The organism is Aquabacter sediminis (assembly GCF_028863665.1).
In the GTDB taxonomy this organism is placed as follows: Bacteria; Pseudomonadota; Alphaproteobacteria; order Rhizobiales; family Xanthobacteraceae; genus L1I39.
Genome location: NZ_JARBFX010000001.1, coordinates 1 through 24805 on the forward strand (window position 1 = coordinate 1; position 24805 = coordinate 24805).

Annotated in this window: 22 protein-coding genes; 14 read left to right on the forward strand and 8 right to left on the reverse strand. The window is 67.4% G+C overall.

Features of this window, described 5'->3' with window-relative positions; translation table 11 throughout:
- Positions 1-452: 452 nt before the first annotated feature.
- Complete coding sequence (gene uvrA / locus PV781_RS00005) at positions 453-3512, reverse strand: excinuclease ABC subunit UvrA (RefSeq protein ID WP_425532344.1); 3060 nt, start codon at positions 3510-3512, stop codon at positions 453-455.
- Between the two features lie 579 nt (positions 3513-4091).
- Here uvrA and ssb point away from each other — a divergent pair.
- The 4 genes from ssb (at position 4092) to PV781_RS00025 (ending at position 9192) form a co-directional block, all read left to right on the forward strand.
- The gene (gene ssb, locus PV781_RS00010) at positions 4092-4709 is read left to right on the forward strand and encodes a single-stranded DNA-binding protein (RefSeq protein ID WP_274773606.1); all 618 of its coding nucleotides are present in this window, start codon (positions 4092-4094) and stop codon (positions 4707-4709) included.
- 36 nt (positions 4710-4745) lie between these two features.
- The gene (locus PV781_RS00015) at positions 4746-5144 is read left to right on the forward strand and encodes a DUF2306 domain-containing protein (protein ID WP_274773607.1); all 399 of its coding nucleotides are present in this window, start codon (positions 4746-4748) and stop codon (positions 5142-5144) included.
- A gap of 785 nt (positions 5145-5929) precedes the next feature.
- Positions 5930-8584: a DNA gyrase subunit A gene (gene gyrA, locus PV781_RS00020; protein ID WP_425532338.1), complete on the forward strand. Its 2655-nt coding sequence runs from the start codon at positions 5930-5932 to the stop codon at positions 8582-8584.
- Positions 8581-9192, forward strand: coding sequence for a LysE family translocator (locus tag PV781_RS00025; RefSeq protein ID WP_274773609.1), 612 nt, complete (start codon positions 8581-8583; stop codon positions 9190-9192). The genes gyrA and PV781_RS00025 overlap by 4 nt, the downstream gene beginning before the upstream one ends.
- Here PV781_RS00025 and PV781_RS00030 read toward each other — a convergent pair.
- Positions 9113-10078, reverse strand: coding sequence for an AraC family transcriptional regulator (locus PV781_RS00030; protein ID WP_274773610.1), 966 nt, complete (start codon positions 10076-10078; stop codon positions 9113-9115). The two genes, PV781_RS00025 and PV781_RS00030, sit on opposite strands and share 80 nt — an antisense overlap.
- A gap of 172 nt (positions 10079-10250) precedes the next feature.
- Here PV781_RS00030 and PV781_RS00035 point away from each other — a divergent pair, with 172 nt between their 5' ends.
- The 4 genes from PV781_RS00035 (at position 10251) to PV781_RS00050 (ending at position 12771) form a co-directional block, all read left to right on the forward strand.
- Positions 10251-11027, forward strand: a complete 777-nt coding sequence (locus PV781_RS00035; protein WP_274773611.1) for an SDR family NAD(P)-dependent oxidoreductase — start codon at positions 10251-10253, stop codon at positions 11025-11027.
- 88 nt (positions 11028-11115) lie between these two features.
- Entirely contained in the window at positions 11116-11643 is a 528-nt protein-coding gene (gene coaD / locus PV781_RS00040; protein WP_274773612.1) for a pantetheine-phosphate adenylyltransferase, read from the forward strand.
- Positions 11644-11676: 33 nt separating this feature from the next.
- Positions 11677-12261 carry a peptidylprolyl isomerase gene (locus PV781_RS00045; RefSeq protein ID WP_274773613.1) on the forward strand — a complete coding sequence of 195 codons (585 nt, stop codon included), beginning with the start codon at positions 11677-11679 and terminating at the stop codon, positions 12259-12261.
- Between the two features lie 51 nt (positions 12262-12312).
- A complete protein-coding gene (locus tag PV781_RS00050) occupies positions 12313-12771 on the forward strand; it encodes a peptidylprolyl isomerase (RefSeq protein WP_209100118.1) in 459 nt (152 codons plus the stop codon).
- Positions 12772-12880: 109 nt separating this feature from the next.
- Here the strand turns inward: PV781_RS00050 and PV781_RS00055 are convergent, their stop codons facing one another.
- A complete protein-coding gene (locus PV781_RS00055; RefSeq protein ID WP_274773614.1) occupies positions 12881-13795 on the reverse strand; it encodes a LysR family transcriptional regulator in 915 nt (304 codons plus the stop codon).
- Positions 13796-13869: 74 nt separating this feature from the next.
- Here PV781_RS00055 and PV781_RS00060 point away from each other — a divergent pair, with 74 nt between their 5' ends.
- Positions 13870-14652, forward strand: a complete 783-nt coding sequence (locus PV781_RS00060) for an MBL fold metallo-hydrolase (RefSeq protein ID WP_274773615.1) — start codon at positions 13870-13872, stop codon at positions 14650-14652.
- Between the two features lie 39 nt (positions 14653-14691).
- Here the strand turns inward: PV781_RS00060 and PV781_RS00065 are convergent, their stop codons facing one another.
- The 3 genes from PV781_RS00065 to PV781_RS00075 all read right to left on the reverse strand — a co-directional run bounded on the left by PV781_RS00065 (position 14692) and on the right by PV781_RS00075 (position 17522).
- Positions 14692-16251, reverse strand: a complete 1560-nt coding sequence (locus PV781_RS00065; RefSeq protein ID WP_274773616.1) for an ArnT family glycosyltransferase — start codon at positions 16249-16251, stop codon at positions 14692-14694.
- 139 nt (positions 16252-16390) lie between these two features.
- Positions 16391-16684, reverse strand: coding sequence for an acylphosphatase (locus PV781_RS00070; RefSeq protein ID WP_274773617.1), 294 nt, complete (start codon positions 16682-16684; stop codon positions 16391-16393).
- 7 nt (positions 16685-16691) lie between these two features.
- Positions 16692-17522, reverse strand: coding sequence for a cell envelope integrity EipB family protein (locus PV781_RS00075; protein WP_274773618.1), 831 nt, complete (start codon positions 17520-17522; stop codon positions 16692-16694).
- A gap of 217 nt (positions 17523-17739) precedes the next feature.
- Here PV781_RS00075 and PV781_RS00080 point away from each other — a divergent pair, with 217 nt between their 5' ends.
- The 5 genes from PV781_RS00080 (at position 17740) to PV781_RS00100 (ending at position 22228) form a co-directional block, all read left to right on the forward strand.
- Positions 17740-18204: a RidA family protein gene (locus PV781_RS00080; protein WP_274773619.1), complete on the forward strand. Its 465-nt coding sequence runs from the start codon at positions 17740-17742 to the stop codon at positions 18202-18204.
- A gap of 20 nt (positions 18205-18224) precedes the next feature.
- Complete coding sequence (locus tag PV781_RS00085; RefSeq protein ID WP_274773620.1) at positions 18225-18968, forward strand: glycerophosphodiester phosphodiesterase family protein; 744 nt, start codon at positions 18225-18227, stop codon at positions 18966-18968.
- Between the two features lie 109 nt (positions 18969-19077).
- The gene (locus PV781_RS00090; protein ID WP_274773621.1) at positions 19078-20100 is read left to right on the forward strand and encodes a DUF4424 domain-containing protein; all 1023 of its coding nucleotides are present in this window, start codon (positions 19078-19080) and stop codon (positions 20098-20100) included.
- Between the two features lie 50 nt (positions 20101-20150).
- Positions 20151-21323 carry a GNAT family N-acetyltransferase gene (locus PV781_RS00095; protein WP_274773622.1) on the forward strand — a complete coding sequence of 391 codons (1173 nt, stop codon included), beginning with the start codon at positions 20151-20153 and terminating at the stop codon, positions 21321-21323.
- A gap of 134 nt (positions 21324-21457) precedes the next feature.
- Entirely contained in the window at positions 21458-22228 is a 771-nt protein-coding gene (locus PV781_RS00100) for a proteasome-type protease (protein WP_209100139.1), read from the forward strand.
- Between the two features lie 317 nt (positions 22229-22545).
- On the opposite strand, the gene groL is transcribed toward PV781_RS00100, so the two are convergent.
- Both groL and groES read right to left on the reverse strand, forming a co-directional pair.
- Positions 22546-24186, reverse strand: coding sequence for a chaperonin GroEL (gene groL, locus PV781_RS00105; protein WP_274773623.1), 1641 nt, complete (start codon positions 24184-24186; stop codon positions 22546-22548).
- 47 nt (positions 24187-24233) lie between these two features.
- A complete protein-coding gene (gene groES / locus PV781_RS00110; RefSeq protein WP_209100143.1) occupies positions 24234-24548 on the reverse strand; it encodes a co-chaperone GroES in 315 nt (104 codons plus the stop codon).
- Between the last annotated feature and the right edge of the window lie 257 nt (positions 24549-24805).

Here is a 24805-nt window from a genome sequence, read left to right on the forward strand (position 1 = left end):
GGCATGACGACTGCCCGGCCTTCTCCGTCGGCTGGTCCGTGGCGATCCGAAGCTACACCACACCCAGGGACATCACCCAGTCCTGACCTCGGCCGCTTCGTCATGCCCAGGCTTGTCCCAGGCATCCACGCCTCGCCGCTGGCGCATTCTTGAGGCGCTTCCCGGCCATTCCCCGTGGATGGCCGGGACAAGCCCGGCCATGACACAGGGGAGAGGGGACGTTTCTGTGCCGGGTCATGTCCGCAAGGCCGGTGAGGCTCTTCCTCTTTTCAACCTTTGACTCTTTTCCGCCCTGAGACCTGCCGGATCGTCATGCCCGGGCTGGTCCCGGGCATCCACGCCCCGCCGCTGGCGCATTCCTGAGGCGCTTCCCGGCCATTCCCCGTGGATGGCCGGGACGAGCCCGGCCATCCACGGGGGAGGGCCCTCTCGGAGACGAACGGCAGAGCCCGTTATTCCGCCGCCGTGCGGCGGGTGCGGCGGGTGGCGCCCCGCGCGGGGGGGGCTTCGGTGGCCTCGTCGTCTTCCGCCGCGGGTGGGGCGGATTTAACCATCGGCTTTGCGGTGGATTTGGCCGTCGATTTGGCCGTGGGTTGGCCCCCAGCCGCCTTCCGCCGTCCACCCGGAGGGGCGGGGGCCGCCTCGTCCGCATCCGATGGCACCGCCGGCTTGTGCGGGCGGCGGGCCAGCACCTCGGCCAGGAAGCGGCCGGTGTGGGAGCGGGGGTTGGCGGCGATCTCTTCCGGCGTGCCGCAGGCGACGATCTCGCCGCCGCCATCGCCACCCTCGGGACCCAGATCCACCACCCAGTCGGCGGTCTTGATGACATCGAGATTGTGCTCGATGACCGCGATGGTGTTTCCCTGCTCCACCAATTCGTGCAGCACTTCCAGGAGCTTGGACACGTCGTGGAAGTGCAGGCCCGTGGTCGGCTCGTCCAGGATATAGAGGGTGCGGCCGGTGGCGCGCTTGGAGAGTTCCTTGGCGAGCTTCACCCGCTGCGCCTCGCCGCCGGACAGGGTGGTGGCCTGCTGGCCCACCTTGATATAGCCGAGCCCCACCCGCGCCAGCGTCTCCAGCTTCTCCCGCACGGACGGCACCGCCTTGAAGAAGGCGGCGCCTTCGTCCACCGTCATGTCCAGCACGTCGGCGATGGACTTGTCCTTGAAGGTGACTTCCAGCGTCTCGCGATTGTAGCGCTTGCCCTTGCAGACATCGCAGGTGACGTACACATCCGGCAGGAAGTGCATCTCGATCTTGATGACGCCGTCGCCCTGGCAGGCCTCGCACCGCCCGCCCTTCACGTTGAAGGAGAAGCGCCCGGCCCCATAGCCGCGCGCCTTGGCCTCGGGGAGACCCGCGAACCATTCGCGGATCGGGGTGAAGGCCCCCGTATAGGTGGCCGGGTTGGAGCGCGGCGTGCGGCCGATGGGGGACTGGTCGATGTCGATCACCTTGTCCAGGTGCTCGAGCCCCTCCAGTCGGTCGAAGGGGGCGGGGGCCTCGGAGGCATTGTTCAGCCGCCGCGCCACCGCCTTGTAGAGCGTGTCAATCAGCAGCGTGGACTTGCCGCCGCCCGACACGCCGGTGACGCAGGTGAACAGGCCGAGCGGCACCTCGGCGGTGACGTTCTTCAGATTGTTGCCGCGCGCGCCGACCAGCTTCAGCTGGCGCTTGGGGTTCGGCTTGCGCCGGGCCGGCACACCCACGGCGAGGGCGCCGGTGAGATACTTGCCCGTCAGCGAGGCCGGGTCCGCCATGATCTCGGCGGGTGTGCCCTTGGACACGATCCGCCCGCCATGGATGCCGGCGCCGGGGCCCACATCCACCACATAGTCGGCGGCGAGGATGGCATCCTCGTCATGCTCCACCACAATGACGGTATTGCCGAGATCCCTCAGGCGCTTCAGCGTTTCAAGCAGGCGCACATTGTCCCGCTGGTGCAGGCCGATGGAGGGCTCGTCCAGCACATAGAGAACGCCCGACAGGCCCGAGCCAATCTGCGAGGCAAGGCGAATGCGCTGGCTCTCGCCGCCGGACAAGGTGCCGGACGAACGGGCGAGGGTGAGATATTCCAGCCCCACATCCATGAGGAAGCGCAGGCGCTCGCGGATCTCCTTGAGGATGCGGACCGCGATCTCGTTCTGCTTGGCATTGAGCGCGGCGGGCAGGGCTTCGAACCAGTCGTGCGCCGCCTTGACCGAGAGCACGCCCACCTCGCCGATATGCCGGTGGCCCACCTTCACGGCCAGCGCTTCGGGCTTGAGGCGATAGCCCGTGCACACGGCGCAAGGGACGGTGGAGAAATATTTGGAGATTTCCTCCCGCGCCCAGTCGCTGTCGGTCTCCTTCCAGCGCCGGTCCAGGTTGCGCACGATGCCCTCGAAGGTCTTCGAAGTCTCATAGGCGCGCAGGCCGTCATCATAGCGGAAGGTGATGAGCTCTTCGCCTGAGCCATAGAGGATGACGTCCCTGGCCTTTTCCGGCAGTTCGGCGAAGGGCGTGGTGAGCTTGAAGCCGTAATGCTTGGCCAGCGCGTCCAGGGTCTGGCCGTAATAAGGCGAGGTGCTCTTGGCCCAGGGGGCGATGGCGCCCTGCTTCAGGGAGCGGGCCTTGTCTGGGACCACGAGATCGGGATCGATGGTCTGCTCGACGCCGAGGCCGTCGCAGGCTGGGCAGGCGCCGAAGGGATTGTTGAAGGAGAAGAGCCGCGGCTCGATCTCGGGAATGGTGAAGCCGGAGACCGGGCAGGCGAACTTTTCCGAGAACAGGATGCGCCGGGGCGCCCCGTCCGCGTCCTTCTCATCGGCAAATTCCAGCACGGCGATGCCGTCGGCGAGGCCCAAGGCGGTCTCGAAGCTGTCGGCGAGGCGGGTGGCGATGTCCGGGCGCACCACCACGCGGTCCACCACCACGTCGATGTCGTGCTTGAACTTCTTGTCGAGGGCGGGGGCCTCGGCGATCTCGTGGAAGGTGCCGTCGATCTTGACCCGCTGGAAGCCCTTCTTGAGGAACTCCGCCAGCTCCTTGCGATACTCGCCCTTTCGCCCGCGCACCACGGGCGCGAGCAGATAGAGCCGCGTGCCCTCGGGCAAAGCGAGGGTGCGGTCCACCATCTGCGAGACGGTCTGGCTCTCGATGGGCAGGCCCGTGGCGGGGGAATAGGGAATGCCCGTGCGCGCCCAGAGGAGGCGCATATAGTCATAGATTTCGGTGACCGTGCCCACCGTGGAGCGCGGGTTCTTGGAGGTGGTCTTCTGCTCGATGGAGATGGCGGGGGAGAGGCCGTCAATCTGGTCCACGTCCGGCTTCTGCATCATCTCCAGGAACTGGCGCGCATAGGCCGAGAGGCTCTCCACATAGCGCCTTTGGCCTTCCGCATAGATGGTGTCGAAGGCAAGCGACGACTTGCCCGAACCGGACAGGCCGGTGAACACGACGAGGCTGTCGCGCGGCACGTCCAGGTCCACGTTTTTCAGATTGTGCTCCCGCGCCCCGCGCACGGACAGCATCCGCGCATCGCGGCGCTCGCGCGAAGCGGGCAGGGAGGACGGGGAGGCGGAAGCACGATCGGTCATGGATGGGGGCTCGGACTTGTGGCGCAGGCCGGGCGCCAGACCGGAGGGAGACAAGGCAGGCCGAAGATCGCGCTCCGCCCCACTACGCCCTCCGGCCCGGTGGGGATCACCGAGGTGAGGGACAGGAGGAGAACGGGAAAGCGCGGCGACATGGCTCGCACGTCCTATCTAAGAGCAGGCGGTTCAGGAACAAGGGTGCGGTGCAAAAGGAAGCCTCTTCCATGGCCGCCCGCCTGTCAAAGGCGGCGGATGTCGCCCGCCTGTCGGCACGCGCCGCATATGCGGTTGAAGAAGCCGTTCCGGCGCGACTCTCCCCTTGCCACTCAAATCGGCGACCTATAGAACATATCAAGAACGCAGAGGGAAGGGGCCGAGGGCCTTTTTGGTGGACAAAGGCTTTGCGCGCCTTCCCCGGCGGGTTTTGCGCTGTAGGGTGCATGCGCGTCCGCGAGGGCGGGCCTTGCGCCCGGCGCTCAAGCGGATGCAATCGGGAACGGACGGCGGAGGAAGAAGATGGCCGGCAGCGTCAACAAGGTGATCCTGGTCGGCAATCTGGGCCGCGACCCGGAGGTGCGCTCCTTCCAGAATGGCGGGCGGGTGTGCAATCTGCGCATCGCCACCTCCGAAACCTGGCGCGACAAGGCGTCGGGCGAGCGGCGCGAGCGCACCGAATGGCACACGGTCGCCATCTTCAACGAGAATCTCGTGGGAGTGGCCGAGCGGTTCCTGAAGAAGGGCTCCAAGGTCTATATCGAAGGCCAGCTGGAGACCCGCAAGGCCACCGACAACCAGGGCCAGGAGCGCTATTTCACCGAGGTGGTGCTGCGTCCCTATCGCGGCGAACTGACCCTTCTGGACGGCCGCAGCGGCGGCGGATCCGAGGGCGGTGATGATTATGGCGGCGGCTCCGACTTCGGCTCCTCCGGCCCCATGGGCGGCGGGGGCGGCGGCTTTGGTGGCGGCGGCGGCAGCTTCGGCGGCGGCGGCGGTGGGGGCTTCGGTGGCGGCGGCGGTGGACGTCGTGGCGGCGGCTCCTCTGGCGGCTCCTCCGGTGGTGGCGGCGGTGGCTTTGGCGGCGGCGGGGGTGGCGGCCGGCCTTCCGACGACATGGACGACGAAATCCCGTTCTGACAACGCGGCACGCACAAGAGTGCGCGGGGAGGGGCAATGACGCTGGAACCGCTCCTGTCCACCTCCCCCGCCATTCAGGTGCATGCCTTCGCCGCGCTGGCGGCGTTGGGGCTCGGCGCGGTGCAGCTGAGCCGGCCCAAGGGCGATCCGCGCCACCGGCTCATGGGCTGGGCGTGGGTGGTGCTCATGGCGGTGGTGGCCGGCTCCTCGCTGCTGATCCATGAAGTGCGGGTCTGGGGCTCCTGGAGCCCCATTCATCTGCTTTCGGTCTGGGTGCTGATCGTCCTGCCTTTTGCGGTGTTCGCGGCGCGGCGGCACCAGGTGAGCCGGCACGGGCGCACCATGCGCCATCTCTTCCTGTTCGCACTGGTGGTGGCGGGGCTGTTCACGCTCTGGCCAGGGCGCATCATGCATGCGGTGGTCTTCGGCAGCTGAGGCTGCACGGCACCGGTTGAGCCGGGCGGAACGACCTGTGCCCCCGGCGGCCGCCCCCGAATTGGGGCGGTGCGAGACCAGGCGGCCCACCTGAAGCAGCCAACCTCAATCGACCAAGATCAAGCGGACAATCCCAATCGGTCGCGATCAAGGGGGCGAGACCAGGTCGCGCGGCTCAAATCGTCCAGACCAGAAGGCCGCCGCGTGGCCTGACTGTTGCGCCTCGGCTTACGCCCCCGTGGTGTCCCTGCAATCCCGCCCGAAAGGGGCGCGCGGCCTTTGCGCGCCCAAGGCCTCAGGGGCGCCATGTCTGGCCGGCAGGGCCCGTCATGGGGTCAAGGCGCGCCTTTGCCGCTGGCGGCGGCGCCCGCGCATTCCATCGCCATGGCCATCCCCATCCTGTCCTTTCGGGGCTGAGGCACAGGCCGGCGCCGCGCCCGCCATGGCGCCATCGCAGGGCCAGTCCTGACGCGCTGCCGTCCGTCCATTGCCCCTTGCGATGCGCCGGTTTTTCCGGCCGGACGGGTGCATTGCCGCAATGTCGCCCGAAAGGCCCGGGCGCCTGTGGCTAATATATTGAATTATCAGCATAAAATAACCGTTCAAGGCGCCGGTTTCGCTGGAGTTTCACGGCTGAATCAGGTAAAAGCTGCAACAGCTGTGCATCATGTGAGATTTGTCTCTTGGCTGAAAACGAGACTCCGAAGCAGGGCGGTGATCTGCCCTCGGACATCCGGCCCGTATCCATTACCGAAGAACTGTCGCGCTCTTATCTCGACTACGCGATGAGCGTGATCGTCGCGCGCGCTCTTCCAGACGTGCGGGACGGACTGAAGCCGGTGCATCGCCGCATCCTGTTCTCCATGCATGAGAACGGGTACGAGTGGAACAAGTCCTACCGCAAGTCGGCCCGCGTGGTCGGCGACGTCATCGGTAAATACCATCCGCACGGCGACCAGTCGGTCTATGAGGCCCTGGTGCGCATGGCGCAGCCCTTCTCCATGCGGGTGCCGCTGGTGGATGGCCAAGGCAATTTCGGCTCCGTGGACGGCGATCCTCCGGCGGCCATGCGCTACACCGAGGTGCGCCTGGAAAAGGTCACCCAGTCGCTGCTGGACGACCTGGACAAGGAAACCGTCGACTATCAGGACAATTATGACGGCAGCGAGCATGAGCCCGTCGTCCTCCCCGCCAAGTTCCCGAACCTGCTGGTGAATGGCGCCGGCGGCATCGCGGTGGGCATGGCCACCAACATCCCGCCGCACAATCTGGGCGAAGTGATCGACGGGGCGGTGGCGCTGATCGACGATCCCACCCTGCTCCCGGAAGCGCTCATCGAGCACATTCCCGGCCCCGATTTCCCCACCGGCGGCCTCATCCTCGGCCGCGCCGGCATCCGCCAGGCCTATCTGACCGGGCGCGGCTCCATGGTGGTGCGGGCCAAGGTGACGATCGAGACGATCCGCAAGGAGCGCGAGGCGATCATCATCACCGAGATCCCCTACCAGGTGAACAAGGCCTCGATGATCGAGAAGATCGCCGAGCTGGTGCGCGACAAGCGCCTGGAGGGCATTTCCGAGATCCGCGACGAATCCGACCGCGAAGGCATGCGGGTGGTAATCGAGGTCAAGCGCGACGCCCAGGCGGACGTGGTGCTGAACAACCTCTACCGCATGACGCCCCTGCAGTCGTCCTTCGGCGCCAATATGGTGGCCCTGTCCGGCGGCAAGCCGGCGGTGATGACCATCCATGACATGCTCACCGCCTTCATCGCCTTCCGGGAAGAGGTGGTGAGCCGGCGAACCAAGTTCCTGCTGCGCAAGGCGCGCGACCGTGCCCATGTGCTGGTGGGCCTCGCCATCGCCGTGGCGAACATTGATGAAATCATTCGTCTTATCCGCACCGCGCCCGACCCGGCAGCGGCGCGTGAAGCCCTGATGTCGCGTGATTGGCCGGCTAAGGATGTCGAATCGCTGATCGCCCTCATCGCCGATCCCCGCCATGTGGTCTCGGCGGACGGCACCTATCGCCTCTCCAACGAGCAGGCCCGCGCGATTCTGGACCTGCGCCTCCAGCGGCTCACCGCCCTCGGGCGCGACGAGATTGCGGACGAATTGGACAAGCTGGCGGTGGAGATCGCCAATTACCTGGAAATCCTGGCGAGCCGCGCCCGCATCCAGGCCATCGTCCGGGAGGAGCTGCTGGCCATCAAAGCCGAGTTCGGCACCCCCCGCCGCACCGAGCTGGTGGAAGGCTATGGCGACCTCGACGACGAGGACCTGATCCAGCGCGAGGAGATGGTGGTCACCGTCTCCCATGCCGGCTACGTGAAGCGCGTGCCGCTCTCCACCTATCGGGCGCAGCGCCGGGGCGGCAAGGGTCGCTCGGCCATGCAGACCCGCGAGGAGGATTTCGTCACCCGCCTCTTCGTGGCCTCCACCCATGCGCCGGTGCTGTTCTTCTCGTCCAAGGGGCAGGTCTACAAGCTCAAGGTCTATCGTCTGCCCGCCGCCGCGCCCCAGGCGCGCGGCAAGGCGCTCATCAATATCCTGCCGCTGGACCCGGACGAGCGCATCACCTCCATCGTTCCCCTGCCGGAGGATGCGGAGGAGCATGCCCGCTGGCAGATCCTGTTCGCCACCACGGGCGGCACGGTGCGGCGGAACGAACTGGCCGATTTCAGCCAGGTGAACCGCAATGGCAAGATCGCCATGAAGCTGGAGGAGGGCGAGTCCATCGCCTCGGTCCAGCTGTGCACCGAGAATGACGACGTGCTCCTGACCACGGCGGAAGGCGCCTGCATCCGCTTCCCGGTTACCGATGTGCGCGTCTTCAAGGGGCGCGATTCCGTGGGCGTGCGCGGCATCCGGCTGGAGAAGGACGACACGGTCATCTCCATGGCCGTGATCGGCCATTCCGATGCCAGCGCGGAAGAGCGCTCCTCTTATCTCAAGGCCGCCAATGCGGTGCGCCGGGGTGGCGAGGACGTCGCCGTCGAGACGGATGGCGAGGAGGTGGCAGCCGATGCCGCTCTCTCCACCGAGCGTTATGCGGAAATGAGCGCCCGTGAGCAGTTCATCCTGACCCTGTCGGAGAACGGCTACGGCAAGCGCACCTCGTCCTACGAGTATCGCGTCACCGGCCGGGGCGGTAAGGGCATCGTCGCCATGGCGGTGAACGAGCGCAATGGCCGGCTGGTGGCCTCCTTCCCGGTGGAGGATACCGACCAGATCATGCTGGTGACCAATGGCGGCCAGCTCATCCGCTGCCCGGTGGATGGCATCCGCGTGGTGGGCCGCGCCAGCCAGGGCGTCATCGTCTTCAACACCGCATCGGGTGAGCGGGTGGTCTCCGTCGAGCATATCAGCGAGGACGGCGCCGCCGAGGAGGGCGAACTGGGCGGCGAGGCCGGCGAAGCCGGAGGCGAGCCGGAAGCATGATCTCCGCCGAGAGCCTCGCGATCTTCGTGCTGGCCTGTCTGGCGCTGGGCGCGACGCCGGGGCCCAATGTGGCCCTCATCGTCGGCACCAGCCTCAAGCACGGCCGGCGCGCGGGGCTTCTCACCGCCACCGGGGTGAATGTGGGTCTGGTGCTTCAGCTGGCCTTCGTGGCGGCGGGGCTCGCCTGGGTTGTGGAGGTCTTCTCCCGTCATTTCGACCTGGTGCGCTATGCGGGCGCCGCCTATCTCATCTGGCTTGCCATCGCCCAATGGCGGGCGGCGGGGCAGGAGCGGGCGGAAGCTCCGCCCACCGGCCGTGCCGCCTTCTCGCGCGGGCTGGCTGTGGCCTTCGCCAATCCCAAGACGCTGCTCTTCCATGCAGCCTTCCTGCCGCAATTCGTCGCCGACCCCACCGATCCCGTGCCGCAGATCGCGCTGCTGGCCGCCATTTTCGCGGTAATCGCCCTGGTGGGCGACATGCTGTGGGCGGTCATCGCCGATCGCGCCCGCACCGCGCTCACGGGCCGGTTCACGGCGATGGCGGACCGGGTGTCGGCCGTGATCCTGGCGGGGGGCGCCGCGCTGCTGCTGGCGGCAGGTCGCCGCTGAAGTCCTCTCTGTGCGGCCGGGCGGTCAGGTCCCGGCCGGGCGGGGCGCCGAACAGGCGGGCATAGTCGCGGGTGAAGTGGGACACGCTCTCATAGCCCACGTCGAACGCGGCCTCGGCAATGGCGAGCCCCTCCCCATGCAGCCGCCGCCGCGCCTCCACCAGGCGCAGCCGCTTCTGGAACTGGAGCGGCGAGAGCGAGGTCACCGCCTTGAAGTGGGCGTGGAAAGACGACACGCTCATGCCCGCTACCTCGGCCAGTTCGTCCACCGGCAGGGGCCGGGCATAGTCCGCGCGCAGCACGGCCACCGCACGGGAAATGCGCGCCGCATGGCTGTCCGGCAGGCTCAATTGGCTGAGCATGGCGCCATGGGGGCCGCGCAGCAGCCAGTAATGGAGTTCGCGCAGGATGGAGGGGCGCAGCACCGCAAGGGCATCGGGCGTCTCGATCAGCCGCACCAGCCGGGCGACGCAGTCCTGCACGGCGGCCTGCGTCTGCGCCACCGCCACGCGCACGGTCTTCTGCGCCTCCGGCACCGCCGCCATCTCGCCCATCAGGTCCTTGAGCAGGGCGAGGTCGATGCCGAGGGCCACGGCCAGATAGGGCTCGGTCGGGCTCGCCTGCCGCACCCGGCCGGAGACGGCAAGGTCCGTGCCCACGATCAGCGTCTCCCCCGCCTTGAAGGACCAGGTGTCCATGCCCGAGGTCACATCCTTCGCCCCTTGGAGAACCAGGCAAAGCAGCGGGCGATAGAGCGCATGCACGTAAGGCGTGGGGGAGCGGGCGCAGGCAAAGCCGATGCCCTCCACATCCGCCAGATGCAGGCCCTCGGGCGCCGGCAGTCCGGCGGTATAGCGGGTTGCGGCGGTGCGCAGATCTTCACTCATGGCGGCAGTCTCCCCCGGCGGACCGATGGCACGGCCGGGCAGGGAAAGCATAGCCCATCGCATGCCGGAGGGAAGCGGGTTTGGAGAAATGGGCAAGACTTCGCCAGCATCCGGCAAGAGGCGCAGGGGGGGCGGGCGTTACAGTGGTCTCATCGCTGAAGGAGACCTTCCCATGACGAACTCAACGCGCTCTTCCGCCCCCATCGCCCTCGTCACCGGCGGCAGCCGGGGCCTTGGCCGCAACACCGTGCTCGCCCTGGCGGCGCGGGGTGTGGACGTGATCTTCACCTATCATTCCCGCGCCGAAGAGGCCGAGGCGGTGCGTGCCGAGATCGCCGCCCTCGGCCGCGTTGGCCATGCCCTCCAGCTGGATGTGGGCCGGGCCGCCACCTTCCCCGCCTTCGCCGAGGCCGTGCGCGGCGCGCTGGCCGGGACGTTCGGCGCGGAACGGTTCGATTACCTGGTGAACAATGCCGGCATCGGCATCTACGCCCCCTTCATGGAGACGACGGAAGCCATGTTCGACCAATTGGTCGACATCCACCTGAAGGGCACCTTCTTCCTCACCCAGGCGCTGGTGCCGCTGATGGCCGATGGCGGGTCCATCATCAATCTGTCCAGCGGCCTTGCCCGCTTCTCCATGCCGGGCTTTGCCGCCTATGCGGCCATGAAGGGAGGCATCGAGGTGCTCACCCGCTACATGGCCAAGGAGCTGGGCGCGCGCCATATCCGCGTCAACACCGTGGCGCCCGGCGCCATCGAGACCGATTTCGGCGGCGGCATGGTGCGCGACAATGCGGCCGTGAACCAGGTCATCGCCGGCGAGACGGCGCTTGGCCGGGTGGGGGTGGCCGATGACATCGGGCCGATGATCGCGACCCTGCTGGGCGAGGCGAATCGCTGGGTGAACGGCCAGCGCATCGAGGTGTCCGGCGGCATCCATCTGTGAACTTGCCGATCCTGTGACCGGAAGGGGCGGTGCCGCGCGGCACCGCCCCATTGCGCGTGGGCGCGGGGCGCGATAACGCTTTCGCCCCATGACAGACGCCAACACCGCGCCCCACGCCCCCCGCATCGCCATCTATGCGGGCTCGTTCGATCCGCCCACCAACGGGCACCTGGACGTGGTGCGCTCGGCGTGCCGCCTGGCGGACAAGCTGGTGCTGGCGGTCGGCATCCATCCCGGCAAGACTCCCGTCTTCTCGCCCGCAGAGCGGCTCGACATGCTCCGAGAAGTCTGCGGCCCCGTCGCCGCCGAGGAAGGGGCGAGCCTTGAGGTGGTCACCTTCGACAAGCTGGTGGTCACCACCGCGCTGGAGGTGGGCGCCACCCTCCTCATCCGCGGGCTGCGCGACGGCACCGACCTGGATTACGAGATGCAGATGGCCGGCATGAACGGCACGCTCTCGCCCACCATCCAGACGGTTTTCCTGCCTGCTTCCCCCCGCGTGCGCCCCATCACCGCCACCTTGGTCCGGCAGATCGCTTCCATGGGCGGTGACGTGTCCGCCTTCGTTCCCGAGGCCGTGCTTGCGCGGCTGAAGGTGAAATTCTCCCGCGCCTGAGGCGTGGGGGACGCCATCCGAGGAGACTTCTCCATGACCGCTTCCACCGGTGCCCGCCTCGCGCGCCGCTCCGTTCTCGGCCTCGCGCTCGCGGCTGCCGTCGCAGGTCCGGCCCTTGCCCAGTCGAAGCCCAAGCTCGACCCGGAGAACACGCTCTACCTGGACACGCCCTATGGCCGGGTGGTCATCGCGCTGCGCCCGGACATCGCGCCCAAGCATGCCGAGCGCCTGAAGCTGCTGGCGCGCGAGGGCTATTACAACAACGTGCCGTTCCACCGCGTCATTGACGGCTTCATGGCCCAGACGGGCGATGGCCAGTATGGCAACGGGACGGGCGGCTCCAAATATCCGAACCTGCCGGCGGAATTCTCCAACGTGCCGTTCAAGCGCGGCACGGTTGGCATGGCCCGTTCCTCCTCGCCGGACAGCGCCAATTCCCAGTTCTTCATCTGCTTCGACGCCGCTCCCTTCCTCGATGGCAAATATACGGTCGTGGGCGAGGTGGTCTCGGGCATGGAGTTCGTCGACAAGATCAAGAAGGGGTCGCAGGCCAATAATGGCACCGTCGCCACCCCCGACCGGATCGTGAAGATGCAGGTGGCGGCGGACGCCAAGTAAGCGTCCCGCCTCGCCTCTCACCACCCTTTCGAGCCGCACAAGGAGACATCCATGGCCGAAGACGTGATCATCCTGGAAACCACCAAGGGCGACGTGACCATCGGACTGCGCCCCGACCTCGCCCCGGGCCACGTGGCCCGCATCAAGGAGCTGGTCTCCGAGGGCTTCTATAATGGCGTGCCGTTCCACCGCGTCATTGACGGCTTCATGGCCCAGACCGGCGATCCCACCGGCACCGGCATGGGCGGCTCGGGCAAGAAGCTCAAGGCCGAGTTCAACCGCCAGCCCCACACGCGCGGCACGGTGTCCATGGCCCGCGCGGCCAACCCGGATTCCGGCGACAGCCAGTTCTTCATCTGCTTCGGCGATGCCCGCTTCCTGGACGGCCAGTATACCGTGTGGGGCGAAGTCATCTCCGGCATGGAGAATGTGGACCAGATCAAGCGCGGCGAGCCGGTGAAGGATCCCGACAAGATCGTCACCGCGCGCCTGGCGCCCAAGCCTGAGTGAGCGTTTTGCCTGAGTGAGCGTTTTGCCCCGCTGAGCCCTCCGGCTCATCGGCATCCAGGTTGAATGAGCGATGGCCGGGCTCCTGCCCGGCCATTTGCGTTTGAAGGGCTCAGCCCTCGTCCGGGACGGCGAAGACCGAGCCCTCGAACCGCCGCCTTTCGCGGCGGAACAGGTCCGCCAGGAATTGCGTGACCAGCTCCACCGCCGGCTCCTCCTCCGGCCGGCGCAGAAGCCACAGCTCGCGCGAGGGCGGGGGCGCCTTGAGGTCCACGGGAATGAGGCCCGGCTCCCCGGTGCCGATGAAATGGGGCAGCAGGGCGATGCCGCAGCCTGAGCAGGCGGCGAGCGCCTGGGCGGCCTGGCTGTTGGAGCGGAACACCGCCCGCGCGCCGGGAAAGCGCCGGGCCAGCCACAGCGCCTCGGGCAGATGGGCGCCACCGTCGTCGAATGTGATGAAGCAGGGCGCTTCCCCCGACGCGAGCCGTTCCAGCCAGGAAGCCGTCGCATAGAATCCGAAGGACAGGCCGGTGAGCCGCCGGGCCAGCAAGTCGCCATCCTGCGGGCGGGCGAGGCGCAGGGCAATGTCGGCTTCCCGTCGGGCGAGGCTGATGGCGCGCCGGTCGGCAATGAGATCAAGGTCGAGGCCGGGATGGGCGGCGAGGAGGCCGGTCAGGCGTTCCAGCAGGAAGCCTTCCGCGAGGCTCGGGGTCGCCGTCACCCGCACCCGGCCGAGCCGGCCGCCATCGGGGGCAGGGGCGTTCGCCCCGATGCCGGAGGCGGCCCGTTCCATGGCGGCGGCGGCCGCCAGCGTATTGCGGCCGGCGGCGGTGAGGGCATAGCCCTCGGGCATGCGCTCGAACAGCGGTGCTTCGATCTGCGCCTCCAGCGCCGCGATGCGGCGGGCCACGGTGGCATGGTTCACGCCGAGGCTGCGGGCGGCGGCGGAAAGCGAGCCGTGGCGGGAGAGCGCCATGAAGTAGCGCAGGTCGTCCCAGTCCAGGCTTGTGCGATTTCGATCAGTCATTGTGAGAACTTGGCGAATTCCCGCTCAGGCCGCCAGGGCCTATCCCGCTTCTCAGATCCACGCGGGAGGCCTTCATGGCAGATGACATCACCTTCACCCTCATTGGCGGTCCCACGGTCCTGGTGGAACTGGCGGGCCTGCGTTTCCTCACCGACCCCACCTTCGACGCGCCGCAGGCCTATGCGGGCGCCGTCACCCTTGAAAAGCGGACCAGCCCGGCACTTTCGGCCGATGCGCTCGGGGTGGTCGATGCGGTGCTGCTGAGCCACGACCAGCACAAGGACAACCTGGACCTGTCCGGCCGCGCCCTGCTCGACCGCGTGCCGCTGACCCTCACCACGCAGGTGGCGGAAGGCCGGCTGGGGTTACCCGCAGGCCGTGCCATCGGACTTGCCCCCTGGCAAAGCCATCAGGTGCCCTCCTCCGGGGGACGGCCTGTGATCGTCACCGCCACGCCGGCGCGCCACGGCCCCGTGGGCATCGAGCCCTTGGCCGGCGACGTGGTGGGCTTTGCCCTTGGCCGGGAGCGGGAAGGCGATGCGGTTTATGTGAGCGGTGATACGGTCTGGTACGAAGGCGTCGCCGAAGTAGCCCGGCGTTTCGATCCCAAGGTGGTGGTGCTGTTCACCGGCTCGGCCAAGACGCGCGGCTCATTCCACCTGACCATGGACACGAACGATGCCATCGAGGCGGCCCATGCCTTTCCCCGCGCGCGCATCATCGCCGTGCACAATGAAGGCTGGGCGCATTTCACCGAGACCGAGGACGATCTGGCCCGGGCCTTCACGGCGCTGGGCCTCGGCGACCGGCTGGAGCGCCTGGCGCCCGGCGTGCCGCTCACGCTGTCACTGGCCTGAGGTCAGCGAGATCCGGGGAAGGCGCGCGAAGGCGCGCCGTCAGCGGCACAGCGGATCGTCGGCCTTCAGTGGCGTGATCTGCCAGAAGCTCTCGCGGCGCGGCTTCATGAGCGGCGACCACCATTTGGCCCACACATCGATGGCGGTGCCTTCCATGCGAGGCGGGGCGAGGGCACCCGACCCGTTCACCACGCCGGTCACCTGGCCGCAGCCGGTGGCCGCGCGGGGCGGGGGGCGATAGCCGGGCTCGTTGACGATCACCACGCGGGCCTCCGGCACGGCGGCCCGCAATCGCCCCGCGGAAAGGCGGTCGGCGGCCACCAAAGTGGGCCGATCTCCCAACTGGGCGAGCACCACGGGGCGAATCTTCCCCAGGGGCTCAGCCGCCACGCAGCGCCCGCACAGGCGCGGGTCCGGCCAGAGTGTGACCGCCGCGCGCGCGCCCATGACGCCGATGGCCACCAGGAACAGGATGGTCAGGTAGATCTTCACACGGTCCTGCCATCCCCCCAGCCGCTCGGCTTCGGCGAAGACGTAGACGGTGGAGAACAGGAAGAAGACGTGGAAGTAGCGGTCGCGGATGCTCACCGAACCGGCGGCCATCACCGCGATGGCCGTGCCAATGGTGCCGATGAGGAACATGGAGCGCAGCACATGCCGCAGCGCCCGCTGCTCGGGGGTCGGAATGCGCGCGCCTTCCCCCCGGTTGAAAGGGAGGAAGACGAGGCACGCCACCGCCAGGAAGGGCAGGAGATAGCCGATCCAGGCGCCAGCGAAGGTGTCCATCACCTTGACCCAGTCGGGCTTGGCATTGGCGGCCACCACGTCGGCGGTCGCCGCCACAACGTCCTGCTTGAGGACGATGAGGAAGCCCGCATAGACGGCGAGCGGCACCGCCGCGACCAGCAGGGACAAGAGCATGCGCCAGTCGAGGATCACCCGGCGATAGCTCTGCTCCAGCAGGCAGGAGATGACCAGCGCGGCGAAGAAGGCGAAATAGCCGAACTTGCCGAGAATGCCGACCGCGATCCAGACGCCCAGGGCCGCATAGAGGCTGGTGCGCTTTTCCTGCGCCAGCGCCGCCACCGTGAGCATGGTGCCGGCTATGGCCAGGATCATGATGTTGGAATGGGTCAGGATGCGGTGGCTGTGATAGCCCACCACCCACAGCAGCGAGAGCGAATAGACCGCCAGCGCCTGCAGGCGCGGATCAAAGATGGCCCGCCGCGCCACCCGGTAGACCAGGAGCGCGGTCCCCACCAGCAGCGCGTAGCGCAGGATGGCGAAGGACAGCAGGCCCGGCCCCGTCACCCGCTGGATGGCATAGAGCAGCCAGTCGAACACCGGGGGATTGCGCGGCACATAGGAAAATTCGAGCGACTGGACGAGATAGCTCTCGACCGCGTCATCCACATTGATCGCGGTCTCCATGAAGACGGCGATGGCCGCATGGGCAAGGCCCCACAGCACCAGCACCAGCGCCACGCCCCAGGGCTCCGCCCACCAGGGCGCCGGAGGGGGGACTTCCCGATGGGCATAGCCGCCGGGGGGAAGTTGGAAGCGGAGCGAACCCGTCTCCGCCGATGCGCTCGGTGGCACAGGGCACTCCGCAGGCTGTCGACACCAGCCAGCTATAAACGCGCAGGTGGCAGCAGGCCATGCCTCGTGCTCCCGCCGCGTGCATTCGGGCGGGGAGCGTAACATCGTTGCTACAGTGCGTATTCCCCGAGGCGCGATGCTACAGCGTGGGCAGGACCACGAACCGCCCCGCCCCGCCGCCGGCCGCCAGCGCGGCCTCGGACGCCTCGTGCACCAGCAGGTCGTCCACACGGGCGCCCGGCGGGCCGGAGCGGCAGGCATCTGCCATGGCCGTCACCGCCGCCTCCGGCCCGGCGAGCACCGCCTCCACCGCGCCGCTGGCGCGGTTGCGCACCCAGCCGGACAAGCCCCGCTCCTGCGCCTCCCGGGCGCACCAGGCCCGATAGCCCACCCCCTGGACGCGTCCCCGGATGGTCAGGTGGAGATAGCGCATGGCCTGCCTATTTCGTGCAGGGCGCAGCCGCGGGAAGCGCCTCGAAGGAGGACATCACGCCGCGCAGGACGAAGTCGCCATAGTCGATGGACACCCGCCCGATCACCCCATTGTCGTAGAGGGTGATCGTCATGGTGTATTCGGGTGTCGAATCGGCGCTGTCCTCGTCGAAATAGGAGATGGTGACGGGGTAATAGGTCACGCCCGCGAGGGCCGCATCCGCCGCCTGGGGCAGGCCCTTGGCGTCCTTGGCCGGCCGGCCGATGACCGCAAGGGTGGAGAAGACCCGCTGGCCGTCCTCCGACCCGTCAAACACGCGCGCCTCATAGAGGGACTCGCCCGCCTGCGCGGCGGCGATCACCTTTTCCACATGCTCGGTGGGCATGAGGATGTCGCCCTTCAGCTCCACCGTCTCGGCCTTGGGCTTGGTCAACTGGACGGTGGCGCCGGTGGCGGTGCGGTTGACGATGCCGTCCACGTCCGACTTCACCTCGTTGCCGACCCGGTTGACGGTCTTGAAGCGATAGGCCTCGCCCTTGCCGTCCTCCCAGGTGGTGGAGGCCATGTCGGAGCGCACCGCAGCCCCTTCGCCCGGCTCCAGGACGTTGGATTGGCGCATATTGACGCTGTAGCCCTCGCAGGCATTGCCCTTGATCTCATAGTCGAGCCGGCCGTTGGCGCTCTCCAATTGCTGGGAGGAGCGGGAGGCATCGAGGGAGAGGGCGTATCCCACCCGATGGGGCAGCAGGGAACCGGCCTGTGCCGCCGTGGCGCAGACAAGCGCGATCACCGCCGCCGTGCAGGCGCCGGCTGGGGTCAAGCGGGCGAAAAGCGTCATGCCGACCGTCCTTCTGCGGGGCGCGGCGCGCGCGAAGGTGCGCCGTCCAGCCCCAATCTTGCCGCTTGCGCGGCATACCCACGGGCGTCCTCCGACGGTTCCCACCGGAGGGCACCTGGCGATGTGACGTGGCCGCTTGCGCGGCCTCCGCCCTTCGGCCAAGAGAGGGCGGCAATTTGAGGGCGTATCCTACGCCCAGGTGTGGCTGGAGGCGAGAATGTCGCAAACCATTGAGCAGAAGCTGGCTGAACTCGGGATCACCCTTCCCACCCCGGTGGCTCCGCTGGCCAATTACGTCCCGGTCGTGCGCACCGGCAACCTGCTCATGGTGTCGGGCCAGCTTTCCATCGATTCCGCCGGCAAGCTGATGACCGGCAAGCTCGGTGGCGGCGTGGAGATCGAGACCGGCCGCGCGGCCGCGCGCCTGTGCGGCATCAACATCCTCGCCCAGGTGAAGGCCGCCATCGGCGACCTCGACAAGGTGGTGCGGGTGGTGAAGCTGGTGGGCTTCGTGAATTCCGTCCCCGATTTTGCCGACCAGCCCAAGGTCATGAACGGCTGCTCCGACCTGTTCGTGGAAGTGCTCGGTGACAAGGGCCGCCATGCCCGCTCGGCGGTGGGCATCGCCGCGCTGCCGTTCGATGCGGCGGTCGAGGTGGAAGCCATCATCGAAGTGGCCTGACCCCAGCCGAAGGCGTCCCCATGGTCGACCTGAGCTTTCTGACCCGCCGCCCGGTGGCCCATCGCGGGCTGCATGACCGTTCGGCGGGTCTTATCGAGAACACGGCCTCGGCCATCGAGGCCGCCATCGATGCCGATTACGCGGTGGAGGTGGATGTCCAGCTCAGCCGCGATTCGGAGGCCATGGTCTTCCATGACGCCACCCTCGACCGGCTGACCGTTGCGGATGGGGCGCTGGCCAATTTCAACAGCAATGCCCTGCGCCGCATTCCGCTCAAGGACACCTCCGACCGGATGATGTCCTTGCCGGAGCTGCTCGGCCGGGTGAACGGGCGCACGCCCGTGCTGATCGAGGTCAAGAGCGACTTTTCCGGCGATCTGCGCCTGGCCCGGCGGGCGGCGCGGCTGGCCTCCACCTATCGGGGCGCCTGTGCGCTCATGTCGTTCGACCCGAAGGTGGTGGCGGCGCTGGCGGAATTCGCCCCGGGCGTGCCGCGCGGCATCGTCGCCCAGCGCGCGCCGCTGACCGGGGAGGGCGCGGCCTCCTCATTGAAGGAGCGCCTCGCGCACGCGAACCTGCTTCACTGGCGCGCCTCGCGCTTCCAGTTCGTGGCCTATCGGGTTGGCGACCTGCCGTCTTTGCCGGCGCGCGTGGCGCGGGCGTTTTCCGTGCCGGTGCTGGCCTGGACGGTGCGCACTGAGGCCGAGCGCAAGGTGGCCGCCAGGCATGCGGACCAGATGATCTTCGAGGGCTTTAGGCCCTGAACGGGAGCGGGCTGGACTGGGACCGGCCCGATCCCCGATGGTAGAACAGTCCCGGATGTCGGACCACCGCCCGGGCGCCCCGTGCGGCTCCCTACGATGCGAGACCACCATGCGCCGCGCCGTCCTGTCCTCCTGTCTTGCTGTCGGCCTGCTCGCCCTCTCCGGCGGCGCCCGCGCCAACGACACCACCGCGGCGCTCGAGGCTGGCGGCCTCATCTTCGTGCGGAACGAGAATGTGGAGATGCGCTCGGAGGATTTGTTCATCTCCGAGAAGGAGGTGCGCGTCTCCTATCTGTTCCATTCCACCGCCGAGAAGGACACGACCGTGCTCGTGGCCTTCCCCATGCCGGACATCATTCTGGTGGAGCAGGATGTGGCGATGCCCAATCCTGCTTCTCCCAATTTTCTCGACTTTGTCACCAAGGTGGACGGCAAGCCGGTTGAGACCAAGGTGGAACAGAGGGTCATATCGTTTGGCCTCGACCAGACGAAAGTTCTCACCGACTTGAATGTGCCGCTCAATCCGCGTCAGCGCGAGACCTTCGCGGTGCTCGATGCCCTGCCGACCGACAAGCAGCAGACCTTGCTGGAGCGCGGCCTGGTGCGGGTGGAGGAATATGACGCGGGCAAGGGCATGGAACGCCACCTCACCCCGCTCTGGACGCTGCGCACCACCTTTTATTGGATGCAGACCTTCCCGGCAAAGAAGGACCTGAAGGTGGAGCACCGCTACACGCCGAGCGTGGGCATGGCGGTGGGCACCATTCTGGGCTCAGAGATGAAGGGAGAGCCGGGTTTCGTAAACCTCATCAAGGCCCAGCGGGACAAGTATTGCGTCGAGCCGGCGCTGATGGCGAGCCTTCAGAAGGCAACGCGCGAAGCGCAGAAGCAGGACCGGCTGGCTTATTCGGAAGCCTTCATCGGCTATGTTCTGAAGACCGGCGGCAACTGGCAGGGCCCCATCACCGACTTCACGCTCACCATCGACAAGGGCGCGCCTGAAAACATCCTCAGCTTCTGCGGCACGGGGGTCAAGAAGATCGGCCCGACCACGTTCCAGGTGAAGGCCAAGGATTTCTGGCCGGAGAACGATCTGGAGATCCTGATCCTGAAGCCCTATCCGAAGAAGTGAGCGGGCGACCCGTTCCCCATCGCTGCACCGCACGCATATGATGGGGCACCATGTCCGAGACCCGCTTGCGCATTCTCTCCTCGCTCTCCGAGATCACGCCCGAAGCCTGGGACGCCTGCGCAGCCGGCGGCGCGGCGCGCCCTGAGCCTTTCGTGTCCCATGCCTTCCTTCAGGCCCTGGAGGAATCGGGCAGCGCCGCCCCCCGCACCGGCTGGGCGCCCCAGCATCTGGTGCTGGACGGCGCCGAAGGGGTGCGGGCGGTGGCGCCGGCCTATCTGAAGTCCCATTCGCGCGGCGAATATGTCTTCGACCAGGGCTGGGCGGAAGCCTATGAGCAGGCCGGCGGGCGCTATTATCCCAAGCTCCAGGTCGCCGTTCCCTTCACGCCCGTTACCGGCCGGCGCCTGCTGGTGCGCGCCACTGCGGACGAAGCGGAGGCGGGCACCTTGCTCGCCGCCGGCCTTGTGGAACTCACCCGCCAGCACCGCGCCTCCTCCGCCCATGTGACCTTCGCCACCAAGGGGGAGTGGGAGCATCTGGCGCGCCTTGGCTTCCTCCAGCGCATGGACCAGCAATTCCACTGGACCAACAAGGATTACGGCTCGTACGAGGATTTCCTGGGCGAGCTGGCGTCCCGCAAGCGCAAGGCGCTGCGGCGGGAGCGGCGAGAGGCGCTCGCCTCCGGCATCACCATCGAATGGCTGACGGGGACAGCCATCACGGAAGCCGCCTGGGATGCCTTCTTCGCCTTCTACATGGACACCGGCGCGCGCAAATGGGGCCGGCCCTATCTGAACCGGCCGTTCTTTTCGCTGCTGGGGGAGCGCATGGCCGACCAGGTGCTGCTGGTGATGGCAAAGCGCGAGGGGCGTTACATTGCCGGCGCGCTCAACCTCATCGGCGCCAGCACCCTTTATGGGCGCTATTGGGGCGCGGTGGAGGACCATCCCTTCCTCCATTTCGAGGTCTGCTACCACCAGGCCGTCGACTATGCCATCGCCCACCGCCTTGCCGTGGTGGAAGCGGGCGCGCAGGGCGAGCACAAGCTGGCGCGCGGCTATCTGCCGACCCCCACCTATTCGGCCCATTACATCGCCGATCCCGCCTTGCGGCGGGGCGTGGCGCAGTATCTGGAGCGCGAACGGGCCTATGTGGAGGAGGCGGGGGCGGATCTGGCCGAACTCGGACCCTTCCGGCGCGGGGAGCTCCAGGAGGGCGACTGAGGTCCAGGCCAGCGGAAGCGTTGCCGGGAGGCGACACTGCGCCGGACACGAAAATCATATTCCTCTCGCGGGGTCTCGCGGATTGCGGCCGGCCGCAAGGGCTGGCTATAAGTCCGTCGAGGCGAGGGAAGGCAATGACATATTGTTGCGGGGTTCTGGTTCGGGAAGGCCTGGTCATGGTGGCGGACACGCGCACCAATGCGGGCCTCGACAACATCTCCACCTTCCGCAAGCTCCACGTCTTCGAGGAGCCGGGCCATTATGTGATGGCGCTGGCTTCCGCCGGGAACCTGTCCGTCTCCCAGTCGGTGGTGAGTCTGCTCCATGAAGGGGTGGAGGACCACGAGGCCGGCGAGCGGCAGATGCTGCGCGACTCGCGCACCATGTTCCAGGCCGCCCAATTGGTGGGCCGGGCCATCCGCCAGGTGCATTCGCTGGACGGCGGGGCGCTCGAACAGAGCAATGTGAGCTTCGATGTGTCCTTCCTGCTGGGCGGACAGATCGCCGGCGGTCCGCTGCGGCTGTTCATGGTCTACTCGGCGGGCAATTTCATTGAGTGCACCACCGACACGCCTTTCCTACAGATCGGCGAGCATAAATACGGCAAGCCGGTGCTCGACCGCGCCGTGACCTATGACATGGACATTGCCGACGCGCTGAAATCCAGCCTCATCTCCATGGACTCAACCATGCGCTCGAATCTCGGCGTGGGCCTGCCCATCGACGTGCTGGTTCTGTGCCCCGACGCCCTGGAAGCCGAGCTGCGCTACCGCATCGAGCCGGGCGAGCCCTATTTCCACGATCTGCGCGAGCGCTGGTCGGCGGCCCTGCGGGCGGCCCATTCCTCCATCCCCCGCCCGCCTTATCTGAAGACCCGCCGCACGGCGGTGCCTGACCAGGGCTGAGCGGCTCTGTCTTCACGCATGTGGCGGCGGCTTTCGGGCCGCCGTTTTCGTTTGTGGTGCCCCCAAATGAAAAGGGCGCCGCTCGCGCGACGCCCTTTCCGAATTCAGACCCTGGAATGACCCAGCCGGCTCTGCCGGCTGGGCACTCAAAGCCTCGGTCGGCTTGGATTTCCTCAGAAATCCATGCCGCCACCCAGCCGGAGCTGCCGGCTGGGCACTCAAAGCCTCGGTCGGCTTGGATTTCCTCAGAAATCCATGCCGCCACCCAGCCGGCGCTGCCGGCTGGGCACTCAAAGCCTCGGTCGGCTTGGATTTCCTCAGAAATCCATGCCGCCCATGCCGCCGCCGGGCATGGCGGGGGCCGCCGCGCCGCCCTTCTTGGGCAGGTCGGCGACGAGGGCTTCGGTGGTCACGATCAGGGCCGCGATGGAGGCCGCATCCTGGAGCGCGGTGCGCACGACCTTGGTGGGGTCGATGATGCCGGCCTTCACCATGTCCACATACGTGCCGGACTGGGCATCATAGCCGAAGGCATAGTCGGCATTCTCGAGGATCTTGCCGACCACCACCGAGCCGTCATCGCCGGCATTGCTGGCGATCTGGCGGGCGGGGGACTGGATGGCGCGGCGAACGATCTCGATGCCGGTCTTCTGGTCCGAGTTGGTGCCGGTGAGGCCTTCCAGCGCCTTGATGGAGCGCAGCAGGGCCACGCCGCCGCCGGGCAGCACGCCTTCTTCCACCGCAGCGCGGGTGGCATGCAGGGCGTCGTCCACGCGGTCCTTCTTCTCCTTGACCTCGACCTCGGTCGCGCCGCCGACGCGGATCACCGCGACGCCGCCAGCGAGCTTGGCGAGACGCTCCTGGAGCTTCTCACGGTCGTAGTCGGAGGTGGTCTCTTCGATCTGGGCCTTGATCTGGGCGACGCGGGCCTCGATGTCGGACTTCTCGCCGGCACCGTCGACGATCGTGGTGTTCTCCTTCTCGATCACGACCTTGCGGGCGCGGCCGAGCATGGTGAGGTTCACGTTCTCGAGCTTGATGCCGAGGTCCTCGGAGATGGCCTGGCCGCCGGTCAGGATCGCGATGTCCTGCAGCATGGCCTTGCGGCGGTCGCCGAAGCCGGGAGCCTTCACGGCCGCGACCTTCAGGCCGCCGCGCAGCTTGTTGACCACGAGGGTGGCCAGAGCCTCGCCTTCCACGTCCTCGGCGATGATGACCAGCGCCTTGCCGGACTGCACCACGGCCTCGAGAACGGGCAGCAGCTCCTGGAGGGCGCCGAGCTTCTTCTCGTGGATGAGGATGTAGGGGTCCTCGAACTCAACGCGCATCTTCTCGGCGTTGGTCACGAAGTAGGGGGAGAGGTAGCCGCGGTCGAACTGCATGCCCTCGACGACGTCGAGCTCGGTGACGGCGGTCTTGGCTTCCTCGACGGTGATGACACCCTCGTTGCCGACCTTCTGCATGGCCTCTGCGAGGAACTTGCCCACCTCGGAATCGCCGTTGGCGGAGATGGTGCCGACCTGGGCGATCTCCTCGTTGGAGGTCACCTTCTTGGACTTGGCGGCCAGGTCCTTGACGATGGCCTCAACCGCGAGGTCGATGCCGCGCTTCAGGTCCATCGGGTTCATGCCGGCGGCAACCGCCTTGGCGCCTTCCTTGACGATCGCCTGGGCGAGCACGGTGGCGGTGGTGGTGCCGTCGCCGGCCAGGTCATTGGTCTTGGAAGCGACTTCGCGGACCAGCTGGGCGCCGAGATTCTCGAACTTGTCCTCGAGCTCGATCTCCTTGGCGACCGATACGCCGTCCTTGGTGATGCGCGGGGCGCCGAACGACTTCTCGATCACCACGTTGCGGCCCTTGGGACCGAGCGTGACCTTCACCGCATTGGCGAGGATGTCGACGCCGCGCAGCAGCTTCTCACGGGCATCGCCGGAAAATTTCACGTCCTTGGCAGCCATGTGCCTGCTCCTTCAGCTTGGGACGATGGAAAGGGTGAAAAAGCGGCTCACGCCGCCTTCTTGGCGGAAGCGGAGGCCTCGACGACGCCGAGGATGTCGCTTTCCTTCATGATGAGCAGGTCCTGGCCGTCGATCTTGACCTCGGTGCCGGACCACTTGCCGAACAGGACGCGGTCGCCAGCCTTCACGTCGAGCGCGACCAGCTCGCCCTTCTCGTTGCGCACGCCCGGACCCACGGCCACCACCTCGCCCTCCTGGGGCTTTTCCTTGGCGGTGTCGGGGATGATGATGCCGCCGGCAGTCTTCTGCTCAGCTTCGATGCGCTTCACGACCACGCGGTCGTGCAGAGGACGGAAACCCATCGGGGAACCTCCAATTGGCTTTGACTTCATTCCGGCCACGCCGAGGTTCGGTCGCAGCCTGGGCGCCATCTAAGGAGGGTGGGAGGCGGGTGCAAGAGGGGCACCGACATTTTTTGGCACTCATGGGGTCAGAGTGCTAGCGGCGCTGTTCCCCCGTTTCCGGACTGCCCGCGGGCAGCGGATCGGACCTTGGGGCGAACATTGTCAGCAGTCTCCTATAACCGCTGCTAACGCCTTGTTTTTGCACGCTTAAACCA

What these genes read in the sequence shown, in the direction of transcription:
- uvrA (WP_425532344.1), bottom strand. Translation starts at nt 3,512, where the DNA reads ATGCTGTCCGTGCGCGGGGCGCGGGAGCACAATCTGAAAAACGTGGAC.
- ssb (WP_274773606.1), top strand. Translation starts at nt 4,092, where the DNA reads ATGGCCGGCAGCGTCAACAAGGTGATCCTGGTCGGCAATCTGGGCCGC.
- PV781_RS00015 (WP_274773607.1), top strand. Translation starts at nt 4,746, where the DNA reads ATGACGCTGGAACCGCTCCTGTCCACCTCCCCCGCCATTCAGGTGCAT.
- gyrA (WP_425532338.1), top strand. Translation starts at nt 5,930, where the DNA reads ATGAGCGTGATCGTCGCGCGCGCTCTTCCAGACGTGCGGGACGGACTG.
- PV781_RS00025 (WP_274773609.1), top strand. Translation starts at nt 8,581, where the DNA reads ATGATCTCCGCCGAGAGCCTCGCGATCTTCGTGCTGGCCTGTCTGGCG.
- PV781_RS00030 (WP_274773610.1), bottom strand. Translation starts at nt 10,078, where the DNA reads ATGAGTGAAGATCTGCGCACCGCCGCAACCCGCTATACCGCCGGACTG.
- PV781_RS00035 (WP_274773611.1), top strand. Translation starts at nt 10,251, where the DNA reads ATGACGAACTCAACGCGCTCTTCCGCCCCCATCGCCCTCGTCACCGGC.
- coaD (WP_274773612.1), top strand. Translation starts at nt 11,116, where the DNA reads ATGACAGACGCCAACACCGCGCCCCACGCCCCCCGCATCGCCATCTAT.
- PV781_RS00045 (WP_274773613.1), top strand. Translation starts at nt 11,677, where the DNA reads ATGACCGCTTCCACCGGTGCCCGCCTCGCGCGCCGCTCCGTTCTCGGC.
- PV781_RS00050 (WP_209100118.1), top strand. Translation starts at nt 12,313, where the DNA reads ATGGCCGAAGACGTGATCATCCTGGAAACCACCAAGGGCGACGTGACC.
- PV781_RS00055 (WP_274773614.1), bottom strand. Translation starts at nt 13,795, where the DNA reads ATGACTGATCGAAATCGCACAAGCCTGGACTGGGACGACCTGCGCTAC.
- PV781_RS00060 (WP_274773615.1), top strand. Translation starts at nt 13,870, where the DNA reads ATGGCAGATGACATCACCTTCACCCTCATTGGCGGTCCCACGGTCCTG.
- PV781_RS00070 (WP_274773617.1), bottom strand. Translation starts at nt 16,684, where the DNA reads ATGCGCTATCTCCACCTGACCATCCGGGGACGCGTCCAGGGGGTGGGC.
- PV781_RS00075 (WP_274773618.1), bottom strand. Translation starts at nt 17,522, where the DNA reads ATGACGCTTTTCGCCCGCTTGACCCCAGCCGGCGCCTGCACGGCGGCG.
- PV781_RS00080 (WP_274773619.1), top strand. Translation starts at nt 17,740, where the DNA reads ATGTCGCAAACCATTGAGCAGAAGCTGGCTGAACTCGGGATCACCCTT.
- PV781_RS00085 (WP_274773620.1), top strand. Translation starts at nt 18,225, where the DNA reads ATGGTCGACCTGAGCTTTCTGACCCGCCGCCCGGTGGCCCATCGCGGG.
- PV781_RS00090 (WP_274773621.1), top strand. Translation starts at nt 19,078, where the DNA reads ATGCGCCGCGCCGTCCTGTCCTCCTGTCTTGCTGTCGGCCTGCTCGCC.
- PV781_RS00095 (WP_274773622.1), top strand. Translation starts at nt 20,151, where the DNA reads ATGTCCGAGACCCGCTTGCGCATTCTCTCCTCGCTCTCCGAGATCACG.
- PV781_RS00100 (WP_209100139.1), top strand. Translation starts at nt 21,458, where the DNA reads ATGACATATTGTTGCGGGGTTCTGGTTCGGGAAGGCCTGGTCATGGTG.
- groL (WP_274773623.1), bottom strand. Translation starts at nt 24,186, where the DNA reads ATGGCTGCCAAGGACGTGAAATTTTCCGGCGATGCCCGTGAGAAGCTG.
- groES (WP_209100143.1), bottom strand. Translation starts at nt 24,548, where the DNA reads ATGGGTTTCCGTCCTCTGCACGACCGCGTGGTCGTGAAGCGCATCGAA.